Genomic DNA, 12,201 nt, shown 5'->3' with positions numbered 1-12,201 from the left:
CGTTCGCCTTTACGCACGCGGCACGGCGGTGGCAGCTACGATGTCGGCGATCAAGGCGCGCGAGCGATCAAGAGTCGCAGAGCCGAAGCCGGCATCGTCCAATACCAGTCGGTGGGCGAGCACGGGCACGGCGAGCGCAGACACGTCATCGGGCAACACATAGTCGCGGCCGGCGATGAAGGCACGGGCACGTGCCATAGCCGCCAAATACAGGCTGGCGCGAGGCGAAGCACCATAGCGAATGCCATCATGGTTGCGGGTGGCACGCACCAATGTTGCGATATAGGCCGCCACAGCGTCGGAGAGCGTTACCTTACGCACAGCGGCGCGTATATCGGCAGCCTGGCTGACTTCGCAGATTTGATCCAACCGTTCAACTGGGTTGGCCCAGTCGGTTGCGGTCAGCATGGTTTTTTCGGCGTCGTAGGTTGGGTAGCCGAAGCTGGTGCAGGCCATGAAACGGTCAAGCTGTGCTTCGGGCAGTGGATAAGTGCCTTCCAGTTCGATTGGATTCTGTGTGGCGACGACAAAATAGGGGTCGGGCAGTGGGTAGGTTTCGCCGTCCACGCTGATTTGCCCTTCGTTCATGGCTTCCAGCATGGCCGACTGGGTTTTGGGATTGGCACGGTTGATTTCGTCGGCGATGACGATATTGGCAAATAGCGGACCTGGATGGAATTCGAAACGCCCGGTGTTCTGCGAGTAGATGTTGACACCGGTCAGATCGCTGGGCAGCATGTCCGGAGTGAATTGGATACGGTGGGATTCGCCGCCGATAGCGCGGCTCATGGCACGAGCCAGCGTAGTTTTGCCAACGCCGGGTACGTCTTCCAGCAGCAGGTGACCGCCAGCAGCGAATGTGGTCACGGCAACGTCAATAACTTCGCGTGAGCAGGCCAAAGCGGTTTCAAGCGCGTCTGCGATACGCACCAATGCGTCGGATGTGGCGGTCATAACAGCCTCTTTCGTCAGGGGTCCCCTTCGTAAGCTCCCTCTCCACATGCCAGTGTACGTGTTCGGCAGTGCGACACTCAAATGCATGGAACCGTGGTTATGCCATGCCTGCGGCGCATGGCATACCGGTTTTGGGTACAGCAAAGCCCCGGCTGCGTCTGCAACCGGGGCTTTGCAACAATTCCTGTGATGCGCGAATCAGCCAAGGATGGCGAGCACGTCACGGGCACCGATGATGAGGTAATCCTCACCCTCGTAGTGCACTTCGGTGCCGCCGTACTTGGAGTACAGCACCTTGTCGCCGACCTTGACGTCCATCGGGATGCGCTCGCCCTTGTCGTCGCGACGGCCCGGGCCAACGGCCAGGACTTCACCCTGCTGCGGCTTCTCCTTGGCGTTGTCCGGAATGTACAGACCGGAAGCGGTCTGGGTCTGGGCCTCGGCCTGCTTGACGATGATCTTATCTTCCAACGGTGTGAGCTTGATCGACACTGTGGGTCACCTCGTATCTACTCGTGAGTTCGTTAATGCCGCGCCAGAACGCCTCAAGAGGCTGACGATCACTTGCGTTGTCCCTTTGCGCTAGGACTTATGGTAGCGCGATTGTTAGCACTCTGCCAACTCGAGTGCTAACGCTGTGAGAGAAATCATGGCGAATAGCCGACTTCGGCACACGCGAATCAACTGATTCGCCGATCAGTTGCCGCGACGGGAAAGAATGCCGGCCAGACCCGCACCCAGCGAGTCGGATGTAGCAGCCGGAGCCTCAACATCAGCCTGCGATTCCTGCTTGTGGAAAGCATCCGCATCAGTCACATCGGGAACGGCAGTGGCATTGGAATCAGCCGCAATACTCACACCATCCGCGGCATCGGCAATAGCCGCAGCGGCTTCCACAGCGGCCTTGGCAGCTGCCTGCGCATCATCGGCGGCCTTAACAGCCTTAGCCTCATCAATCAGCTGTTCAGCGACCTGCGGTGCCACAGGCTCAGCCTTGGCCACCTGACGAGTCGACTTGATTTCCAAGCTCTCCGGCGCTGAGCCCAGCGAGAAGGAGATGAGATCCAGAGAAGATTCCAAAGGACGCGCCGGATGCACGGTTGCCAGCTCGGATGTGGCATCGCGCTCATCGCGCACGGTCAACGACGGTTCAACACTATGATGCGTCGCAGCCTCGGCCTCGCTATGTTCCTGTGCCGGTTCGGCAACGGCGGCAGCAACGGGCTGAGCATCTGCCGCCTGTTCACCGGCCTGCTCGGCCTTAGCAGCGGCGGCACGCAACGCTTTGGCTTTAGCAGCCTCAACTTCGGCATCATGCAGCGCACGACGAATCTGGCGCTGCTCCAACACTTCGGTGGAGGCATCATCGTCAACATGCTGGACGTTCTCGGATTCGGCAGTCGCAATAGCCTTGGCCGCCTGTGCTTGCTTCAAGCGCTCCTTATGGGCAGCAACGGCTTTCGCAGTCTTCCTGCGGCTGCGCTCATAGCGTGCAACTCGGCGCTCCCATTCGCGGGCCTGCCGCGAGGCGCGCACACCCATCACCAGCACTGCGATCAGCAAAGCGAACGGAATCAGCGCGAACCAGAGGCTGAAATGCAACGGGACGGCGATGACAAGTACTATCGCAGTCACTGCCAACAGACTGCCGGCGATAATCTGGCGACGACGCACGGCCGCACGGCGCAGTTTGCGCACATGTGCAATGTGCTCCTCAGTCAGCTTCGCTGACGTTGATGATGCTGGCACTGCTGCCCCTTTCGCCTGATGCGGCTTCGCATCTCCGAATCGACTGCCATCCTGCACCTCAACGATGTGCAGCGAAGGCGAGTAACGATCCTGCCGATGCTCGGCCACGCGTTTCATGCCGTTCGACGTGCGCACAGGCAGCCAAATGGCAATGACCATCGCCACAATCACCAGCACGACAATAGTGCTTAGTGATTCGTAACCCATAGTGATAAGAATAGGAGACTCATTGACGAACTGAAGTCTTATGCTTCGGGCGTGTCGGGCCGCAGCCGTTGCGCCACGCCGCTTTCGGCGCGGCTCGCGGCCAGACGCGCGCAGAAACCTTCACGCAGATCCTCTGCCAAGAGTGCAAACGTGACATGATCACGCCACCGGCCATTAACGTACATATATCGTTCACGCAAGCCCTCATGATGCGCGCCGACCTTGCGCGCCACGGCCAGGGAACGCGTATTTTCCGGCAGAATGGCGATTTCAAGACGATGCAGGGCCGGGCCGAACGGATCGCCGAGCGCCCAGTCAGCCAATAAACACACAGCCATGGGCGCGAAGCCGCGGCCAATGTATTGCTGATCCACCCAATAGCCGATGATGCCGGTGCGCATGGCACCATAACAAATCGCACCCAATGAGATCTGACCGACGATATGCATCTGGTATTCGATGGCAAACACCACGTCGGTGCCGCGTTGCTCGTTGCGACGCTGACGTTGCACCCACTGGTTGTAACTGATGGGACCGCCATGCGCGGGATCGCCGGATTCCCAAGGTGCCAGCCAGTCGTTATTGCGCCAACGCACGTCATTCCACTCGTCGGCATCGTCGAGGGTCAGCGGCCGCAACACAATGGGCAGCGCCGGATGGCTCAGCCTCGGCGGGCGAATGGCATTGCGACTGCTGGGACTGATGGCCTCTTTGATGGACTGGAATACTGACACGGAAGGTATTGTAGCCATGCCGCAGCGAATTGCGGGCGGATGGCTCGGATATGGTCATCCGCGTGGGAAGCTTTGTGAGCTGTTGCGCGTGCTGCGACCAACGGCTCGGTGATTGATGGCTTTACAATCGCCTGTCTTGCGCTCGTTGGTCTTGCGCTCGATGGCCGTTCGCTCCTTGGCTGTTCGCTCTCCAGCTTTGCGTAAGTCGTCGATTTCCCGATACAGCCTGTCCACCAGATTTTCCAAATCAGCAATCCGCAGAGCTTGCCGAGCGATGAGATGGTCGCGGGAATCCTCATCACGCGCAGTCTTTGGCTCTCCCATTGCCTCGCGCACTTTGGGATCGGCGTTATTCCAGGCTCGTTCAATCGCACTAGGCACGGTGTTGTTACTGGAACTGATCATGGAATCAATGCTGGGTTCAGCTGTGACGGAGCTTGTGTGCTGGATGCCGGGCGAACTGGCAGTACCGGCCGCTCGGGTTCCGGATGCCCCCGAACGCGCCGCCGCCTTCCATCGCGCAAACGAACGCTCGATACGCTTGTATCCGACCAAGCTGGGGTCGAGACCGGCTTCGCGGAAGATTTGTACGGGACTTTGGCCGGCCAAGTAACGGCGTGTGGCTTCGTCGCGGAATTCGTCGCTGTAGGTGATGCGGGTGGCACTTACCCCTGCCACCGCCGGAAGCATCTTCAGGTAACGCATCTCCGAACGAGTAAAGGTACGGCTTCTGTTGGTCGGACTAGTCCTCATGTGGACTGTCTTTGTTTTACTGCGATTTGGCCTTGGACCTGCTTCACATTTACCTCGGTTACCGGGCATGATGGGCCGCGGTTCCCGTCGCGTGACCGACTTCGGCCTTGCGCTGCAGCAGTACGCCTGCACCGGCCATTAGCAGCGCAGCCACGACCTTAGCATATAGGGGGGGGGTCTTCTGTTTTTGCATGATCGCACGCTTTCTCCGGCTCCGCAGGTACATCCTCGTCACCGGTCTCTCTCGTATCCATCGGGCGGATACTTCTGTACAAAGTCGCACGCTAGTTACGCTGCCGCAGCGCCTGCAAGCCCCCAAATAGGGTGAATTACATGGGGGTTTCACCTGTCATGCAAGCATTGGCAATGCGTCGCAAACCCCTTTCGCATACCCCCGAGTATTTTGCGAATATCTCATATAGCATGCGCTTGGCCTGTTTTCTTGTCCACTCTGACCCCTCATTGACGCTTCCGCATACACACTTCAGATAGCTCTTCGCAAACTCGACAATGCGCCGCAAACGGCATATACACGTTGCAATGCACCAGTAGAGTGGTGCAAGGATCCTTATAATCGTCACCATGAGTCAGAAGGATCAGTTGCGGCATCAGGCATTCGCACGGCGCAAGCTCACCACGCCTGCAGAAAGGCAAGCCGCTGGTGGCAAGCTGCCGCTGATGCTTCCGAACGATTTGCTAGCATCAAGCTCTTTCACCGAATTGGAGAATCACACGCTAACAGTGGCCGCCTATGTGTCGATGGGCACGGAAATCGAAACCCGCCCGCTATTGGGCTTCCTGCTGCATCAGAATTGCCGCGTACTGGTTCCGCGATTGGGAAGCGGACGTGACATCGGTTGGAGCGTACTGTCTTCCTTGGATCAACTTCAACAGACCAACGTGGCAGCTGGCAATGGCGCACGTCCTGACGAACCAGATACTCCCCTGCTCAATCCTCAGGCTTTGGCACAAGCGGATTTAGTATTTGCCCCAGCACTGGCGGTCGATCCGCGCGGATACCGTTTGGGCCGTGGCGCCGGATGGTACGATCGCGCTCTTGCCGAGCGGAATCCTGGCTGCCCGCTGATCGCCATATGCTGGCCGTGGGAGGTCTTGGATTTTAACCTACCTGCCGAACCCCACGACGTCCCCGCCGATGCCATACTCACACCAACCAGCTTCACATGGCTACACCAACCCACCCCATCCGCATTATCATCCCATTAAGCCGCCAGCTTGTTTGGACACGACAATGTGTCGGGGTGGCGACTAGGATATGAACGGTTGCACGGCATGGCGAACCCAGTCTGTGCGTTACGAACAAGCTTGTTGGAGGAATCCGTTGCCTACGTATCATTACCGCTGCAAGAACTGCGGCTACGACTTCACCGAAGTTCAGTCCTTTACCGACGACGCCATTACAGTGTGCCCGAAGTGCTCCGAAGAGCAGGTGCATAAGGTGTATTCTGCCGTGCCGATCGAGTTCAAGGGCCACGGCTTCTATCGCACTGACAAGTCCGGTAAGTAGTACCGGCTGGTTCAACAGCACTGCGGGCCAATTCGTCCGCATTGAAACTTTGCCTTGAATCCCTCACTCCTGTTGTGGCGGCGAGGGATTTTTGTATATGTACCGAACGCGATAGGTGAGTTCAGAAAAGAGTTGCGGACGTTAGCCACTGGCGATACATCATCATTGTGGATAACTTCGCAAGCTCGATGCACATAGGTCGTTCTGGCTTGCGCAGCCGCGGATTCGTCCCTCACCATGAGAGCATGGTGACCTTATCCTTGTTCAAACCGCCAGCCCGCGGCTCGCTGCAACGCAGGCGTGCATTGCACGTTATGCGACGCTTGACCGCAGCATTATGCGCAGGTCTCGCCGTGTGGTGCGCGTTAGAAGCAGTGTTGTCCACGATTGCGACCGCACCAATGGCGGTGGCAGCGCAAACTATTGAACGAGGTGCGGTAATCAGAGCTGATGATGTACAAATAATCAGCGCACCACAATCGCTTATCGGACCGTCGATACTCACGCAGGTTGAGCAGGTGACGGGCAAAGTCGCCCAAATCACCATCGAAGTCAACGATCCGATTTCCACGCATATGGCACGGGACGCACCATTGGCCCCAACCGGCACCACCGTTATCGAGGTGAGATTGGCCAGCAATCCCGAAGAGCTACTGGCTGGTGATCGCGTACGCCTGGTGTCGGCCGTCGGCTGCGAGGGTGAGGAATGTACCTTGACCGACGATGCATTAGTTATGGGTGCCCATATATCCGATTCGGAAGATTATGGTTATGGCTCCGCTTCAAGTAATGGCAACGTCCTGAGTCAGGGAGTCCAGACCGTCTCGTTCGCCATGGATCCTCAGGCAGCGGCGCGTGTGATGGCGTTACAGGAGGCCGGTGCGATTATGGCAGTGATGCGCTAGTTGCACCATCCCATACCGGTTCCCACCCTTCGCACGCGACTCACGTATGACCGCATCCTGCTGATAGGGCATGCCAGCGCGGAGCAACAGCTGCGCTCTACTGGCGCTCATTGAACACAGCCCAATGCGGAGGCAGCTCGCCGAGGATGCGCTTGTCGTCATCCGCGGCGCGCTGCTGAGAGGTTTGCATGTCACCGGGTTCGAGTTTGACGCCATCGGCGTCGAAACGCTCAGTGCCTTTCATCACCACGCGCTTATGTGCACGCGGAGTGCGGCGCGAGGCCGAATATTCAGCCATGATTACTCGACCTCGCGGTAAATCTCGCCAACGCGGGCAATGATGCGGTCAACCTCTTTATCGGGGTTCACGAACGCACCCACACTCCACACGGTCATCACGTTCCAACCCAGGGAAATCAAATCCTGTGCGGACAGGCGATGGCGGCGGCGGGTGGATTGCACCGACATGAAGTTCGCATCATCGGTTTGCACAGCCAAAGCGAACGGCTTGCCCTTCAAACCGACCACCAGAGGAATCTTCACGCCCTTATCGAAACCGTAATCGACCGCAGCATCCAAACCGCGCGCACGAATACGTTCGGCAAGGTCAGCGAACAGCACATTGCTGCCTTCGGCGTCGCGCACCGGCAACACCGAACGCCCATCAAGCTGCTCGGCCCAGCCGAGCATGGTCTTGAGGAATTTCGCACCACTTTGGTGCAGGCGCTCGGAGTCCATGTCTTCGGTGCCGAATGCGGACACAATGTCAAGATTGCGGTCGGCCAAGGCCAACGCATCCAGCAGCATGCCACGTCCCGCTTCGCTGTCGGCTATGCCGAACTGTTGCAGCAAACGACCATGCGTGGTCTTGGCGTAGCACAGCGAAAGAATCACATCCGTGGCGCGGCAGCCGGCGACATCCTTGAGCGACACGATGCGCACATGGCGCAGGAATCGGCCCATCTCTTTGGACTTGGACGCCAACGATTTGAGCTCGGCACCCAAACGAATGCGGAACACCTCGGTCAGGCTCACCACCACCAGCAGGTAGCTGGCCGGAACGATGGTGAAACTTGAGGCGCGTTCGGTGATGAGGCGGATAACCTCTTCAATCTCCTGCTGACTGGACTCCACCAGACCGGACGACATAACGGGCACACCATTGGCTTCGATGCGGTGATAGTTCACTTCGCCGGCTGCCGCCTCAGTGGCGGCGTCGAAACGCACGGCACCATAGCCTTCGGATTCAAGGAATGCGGCCAATCGTGGCGCACGGCGCACCGGGGCAGCTTCGATCTGCACGTGCGGGAGCATGCCGATCAGCTGCTTGACGCCTTCCGAGGTGACCGTCTGGCAATGGGCAATCACCACCACCTGACGCACACGGCTGAGCACAGTGAGTAGTTCGATGGAAGGCATATGCGCGCACGCGTCAAGAATCGCCACATCGGCAATTACACCCGGTTCGGTGAGAGCGGCCAGAGTGCCGGGAGTAGCCACCAGAATCGGTTTGGCAGCCGCCAGAATCTCAGGATGATCACGGCGCACACGGCTCAACGCCACGTTGGAGCGCCCGGCCAGCACAGTATGCAGCTGGTTGGCCTCCTGCGTGCGCGAGAACAGCATATCGCACAGGCGACGCATCGATTCCTGCGCCACCATAGGGCCGATGGAGCGCACATGCTCCACATCAACCTGGGCGAATCGGTCGGAAGCGGCTTGCAGGGCGGAGCCATCCTGATTGGAGATGATGGCCGAGGAGCGCACGATATCCTCGAATACCGTGGTCCACCAAGCAAGCTGCACTTCGCCACGCACCTGGGTGACTTCAATACGGCGGTTGGTCAAATCCTCAACCAGCTCGCCCAGGCCGCAACCGTTGAAATCCTGCTCCAACAGGCAACGTTCAGGCAATGTATCCAACGCCTTGCGGTCGTCAAGCAGCGCTTTGAGTCGCTCTTCAACCTTGTTGAGGTCAGAGGTTTCGAGGTTACCGCCAGCCGGCGTGGTGGACAGAATGGCATCCAGCGCCATCAGGTTGCTGCCAAGTTCATCCTGGGTGGAGATGATGTCATCGAGTTTGTTCGGCAACACCGGCCAGCCGCCGTGAGGCACGAACTGATGCCACTGCTCACCCTGCTTGGCCACCACCTTCAACGCCTCGTGCAGATCCTCGACCTGGGCACCCACACGCAACAGCCCCTTGGCTTCCTTAACATGGCGGCGGCGTTCCCAGAAGCCCATGGTGGTACCCTCCACCTTGCGCGCGGCTTTGGGTTTGGTAGCCTCAATCATCGATTCGATGTCACGTTCGAAAATCTCCGGCTGGAACACGTCGAGCACGCGGCGCAGATTCTTGAGCACCGTGACCTGACGTCCCCACTCGTGTGCAGTCGCAGGCACGGGGAACCCGCAGGTTTCCACAGTGCGGGCTACCTGCTCGCGGGTGGCAGGCAGATAACGGCGCAGCAGGTCATCCACACGCTGGTACGCCTTGACTGCCTGGTCTTCGGAGGTGATGGAAGCCTTATACCAGGCGGTATCGTCCGGCCCGATGGTGAATTCGCCGAGTTCGCCGGCGCGTTCAAGCTTGCTGATCCAAGCGTCCATATCGTTGCCCACGCGCAGCGCCGTTTGTTCGCTGAGTCGCACATGCGTGGCCGGATGCGTGGGCAGGGTGGAGATGCGGGCGAGGTTCTGGATGGTTTCATAGGCCGAAACCTTCCATTTATCGCTGCCACCATGCAGCTCACCCAAATAACGGGTCAGACGCGAACGTACACCAACCAGCTCATCGGCCAACTGGTCGAATCGCTGCGTGGCAACCCCAGGCTGGAACCCTACGGCGGCAATCAGCTGCTTGTCTACAGCAGCTTTGGCGTTCTCATCGGCCACATCCAGCATCTGCCCGGATAATTCGTTGGCCGATACCGTTTGCATGAAACGACGACGCTGTTCGCCGGCTCCCGGCACGTACAGCACCGAGCGGCCGTTCATCAGGCAACGTGCGGCAATAGCCACAGCCTGGTCGGCACTGCCTTTGGCATTGTCCACCACGATATTATGGCCGTCCGCAGCCAAGGAGGCGGCATACCGTACGGTATTATCCACATCGCCGACCTCATATTCGGCATGCGGATCAACATCGAAGGGACTATAGTCCGGCAGTTTCGCATCCCGCAGGTTCGCCTGCGCGGTTTCATGGCCGGCGAGCGCATCGAGTAGCGTATTGCCGGTGGCGCCGTTTTCCAGTTCGTTGATCAGTTGCTGGCTTTCGTTGATGATCAGCGCGTTCGGATCCATGAAACAGCCGAGCACGATTTGGCGTTCGATGGTGAAATCGGCGATGTTTTCCGCAGCCTCTGCGGTGATGCGGCTGAACATGGCGGAGGTTTCCGGCGCACCGCTTTCATAGGTGGAACCGTCAAACAGTGAGGATTCGTCGAGGGTAACGCCTTGTTCGCGCAGCACGGTAACGAACGCCGTGTTGAGCTTGACACGTCCGATCACGCGAATCATGGGTGATTCATGATCTGGTGTAGTGACCTGCACCGGGTACAGCAGCACGGGCAGTGCGTTGCCTTTCCATGTGGCCACACCGACCACCAGTGACAGTTCAGCCACGCCGGAGACGCGCTGCTTGGCGATTTGATCGTCCAGCACGCGAGACACGTGGCGTTCGGCGGCCTTGAGCACACCGCTGTCGCGGAACAGCGATTCCAGCGTCACGTGCCCAGAGGCGAACAGTTGGGCGATGCCCGAGGGGTGGGCGTGCGTGATATCAAGTTTGGCGGCCAGCTGGTTCACATCCTCCAGCGGGGTGGGTGCCAGCATGCTGCGGTATTGGTCACGCCAACGGCGAATATGATCCAAGCCGGAAGCAACGTTCGTAGTGCTTGTTTGAGTCATCTGTGGGCTCACTTTCCAACCGCTTCGCGGTATTCCTGATAGCCCGAGTTGTGGGCCAGTGCCTCATCAATATCCCGCTCACCGCGTGCGGCAAGCCAGGCATACAGGTCATCGTATAAATATGGGTTCATGGCAAGGAAGGCCAGCAATTCGGGGTGACGCGCCATTTCGAACTGTGTGGAGAAATCCTGCGTGGTTTTGGCGTCGGTCGAATTGAGACCGTCAATCTCAATCACTTCCTCGGCGGCTTTGAACTCGCCTTTGGCCACGCGTTCGAACACGGATCCGGCCTCAAAGGCAGGCGTGTAGTCACCGGCGTTGGCATTATCCTGCGTTTGCACCGCAGCAACATTGGCGGACGTTTCCACTGCAATGGTTTTATCTGCTGCCGACTCATCGTCCGCGGCAGATTGCGCAGACTGCGTTGCATCCACCTGTTCGTTAGATTCGGCGGCTTCGGCAGCGGCCGGTTCAGTAGCATTCGATTCGGCTACAGCCAGCTCGGCAACGTCTGCTTCGCTCGGCGCATCAGCCAATGCTTCAGGTGCTACTGCGGCCGCAGCATCAGCAACCATTGCAACCGGCTGTTGGATCTGTTCAACCTGAGCCGGTTCGACAGGCCTGACCACGGCATGGGCAATCGCTTCCACCGGCACCACATCATGCATGGCGGAACGCACCGGATCGCCAGCCGGCGAATCCGGGCGCTGAGTACGCTGCCCACCCTGAGTATCCTGAACAGGCTGAGCAGACGGCGCGACCTGCGCTGCAAGCTCAGCATGCGCACGATCCGCTTCTGCCAGTTCATCGGCATTCTGCTGCGCCATGGCATCAACGAACAGGTCACGCGGCTTTGCGGGTTCCTCCGGCTCAGTCACAGGCTGCACAATGGCAAGCGGCTCCATATCAAGCGAATCCACCTTGCGCTTCACATTCGAAGCGCGGAACATGGTGGTGGGCTCCCCCGCACGCAGGTCCAAAATATCGTCCACCGACATATCGGCGGCGTCCGGTTCGGGCGAAGGCTCGTTCACCGCATAGCCGAACAGGTTGGCCACAGGCTGATCATCAGCGGTGTCATCGTCCTCGACCATCACAAAATCAACCGGCACATCACCGAACTGCATGCGCATGGGTGAGGTCGGCAACATGAATTCAGTATCGGGCGGAAGTCTGAGTAAATCGCCATTGTCGCGCACCACATATGAACCATTCGTGGAGCTCAGATCGGTGATGATTGCCGAGCCGCCGGGTTTGACTTCAAACAGGGCGTGGCGTTTGGACATCGACTTGGTGCTATCGACGACGTCAAGGCGTCTATTGCCATCGTCGGCCAGGGGGCGCAACGGTTTGCGCCCAATTTCCATGCGCTCGCCGGGTTTGACGCTGGCCTGATCGGCACCGTTTACCCGCACCGTCCATTCGCTCACTTGGTTGCCTCCTCGATACGCTTCACACTCAC

General features: G+C 58.8%; 11 protein-coding genes. 3 read left to right on the top strand and 8 right to left on the bottom strand.

The features are described from left to right. Positions 1-9 precede the first annotated feature (9 nt). From G1C95_RS09140 to G1C95_RS09120, 5 genes are all read right to left on the bottom strand, one after another. Positions 10-954 (bottom strand): AAA family ATPase, encoded by a 945-nt coding sequence (locus G1C95_RS09140; RefSeq protein ID WP_169172644.1) that lies wholly within the window; start codon positions 952-954, stop codon positions 10-12. 198 nt (positions 955-1,152) lie between these two features. Beyond that, positions 1,153-1,446, bottom strand: a complete 294-nt coding sequence (gene groES, locus G1C95_RS09135) for a co-chaperone GroES (protein ID WP_033890546.1) — start codon at positions 1,444-1,446, stop codon at positions 1,153-1,155. 204 nt (positions 1,447-1,650) lie between these two features. Then, positions 1,651-2,910, bottom strand: a complete 1,260-nt coding sequence (locus G1C95_RS09130; protein WP_169172643.1) for a magnesium transporter — start codon at positions 2,908-2,910, stop codon at positions 1,651-1,653. 38 nt (positions 2,911-2,948) lie between these two features. Continuing rightward, positions 2,949-3,662 carry a GNAT family N-acetyltransferase gene (locus G1C95_RS09125; RefSeq protein WP_169172642.1) on the bottom strand — a complete coding sequence of 238 codons (714 nt, stop codon included), beginning with the start codon at positions 3,660-3,662 and terminating at the stop codon, positions 2,949-2,951. A gap of 36 nt (positions 3,663-3,698) precedes the next feature. Next, positions 3,699-4,397, bottom strand: a complete 699-nt coding sequence (locus G1C95_RS09120) for an HTH domain-containing protein (RefSeq protein ID WP_169172641.1) — start codon at positions 4,395-4,397, stop codon at positions 3,699-3,701. Positions 4,398-4,979: 582 nt separating this feature from the next. Between G1C95_RS09120 and G1C95_RS09115 the strand changes: the two genes are divergently transcribed. From G1C95_RS09115 to G1C95_RS09105, 3 genes are all read left to right on the top strand, one after another. Beyond that, the gene (locus tag G1C95_RS09115) at positions 4,980-5,624 is read left to right on the top strand and encodes a 5-formyltetrahydrofolate cyclo-ligase (RefSeq protein ID WP_169172640.1); all 645 of its coding nucleotides are present in this window, start codon (positions 4,980-4,982) and stop codon (positions 5,622-5,624) included. A gap of 115 nt (positions 5,625-5,739) precedes the next feature. Further along, positions 5,740-5,925 carry an FmdB family zinc ribbon protein gene (locus G1C95_RS09110; protein ID WP_169172639.1) on the top strand — a complete coding sequence of 62 codons (186 nt, stop codon included), beginning with the start codon at positions 5,740-5,742 and terminating at the stop codon, positions 5,923-5,925. A 314-nt stretch (positions 5,926-6,239) separates the two neighbouring features. Next, the gene (locus G1C95_RS09105; RefSeq protein WP_240947512.1) at positions 6,240-6,830 is read left to right on the top strand and encodes an SAF domain-containing protein; all 591 of its coding nucleotides are present in this window, start codon (positions 6,240-6,242) and stop codon (positions 6,828-6,830) included. A 97-nt stretch (positions 6,831-6,927) separates the two neighbouring features. Here the strand turns inward: G1C95_RS09105 and G1C95_RS09100 are convergent, their stop codons facing one another. The 3 genes from G1C95_RS09100 to G1C95_RS09090 are packed head-to-tail and all read right to left on the bottom strand — an operon-like array spanning position 6,928 to position 12,169. After that, entirely contained in the window at positions 6,928-7,128 is a 201-nt protein-coding gene (locus tag G1C95_RS09100; RefSeq protein ID WP_169172637.1) for a hypothetical protein, read from the bottom strand. Between the two features lie 2 nt (positions 7,129-7,130). Beyond that, positions 7,131-10,739, bottom strand: coding sequence for a helicase (locus G1C95_RS09095; RefSeq protein WP_169172636.1), 3,609 nt, complete (start codon positions 10,737-10,739; stop codon positions 7,131-7,133). 8 nt (positions 10,740-10,747) lie between these two features. Next, on the bottom strand, positions 10,748-12,169 hold the full coding sequence (locus G1C95_RS09090; RefSeq protein WP_169172635.1) for an FHA domain-containing protein: 1,422 nt from the start codon (positions 12,167-12,169) through the stop codon (positions 10,748-10,750). Positions 12,170-12,201 lie beyond the last annotated feature (32 nt).

It is taken from the genome of Bifidobacterium oedipodis (assembly GCF_012932425.1).
In the GTDB taxonomy this organism is placed as follows: Bacteria; Actinomycetota; Actinomycetes; order Actinomycetales; family Bifidobacteriaceae; genus Bifidobacterium; species Bifidobacterium oedipodis.
This window is presented reverse-complemented; position numbering and strand designations above follow the sequence as displayed.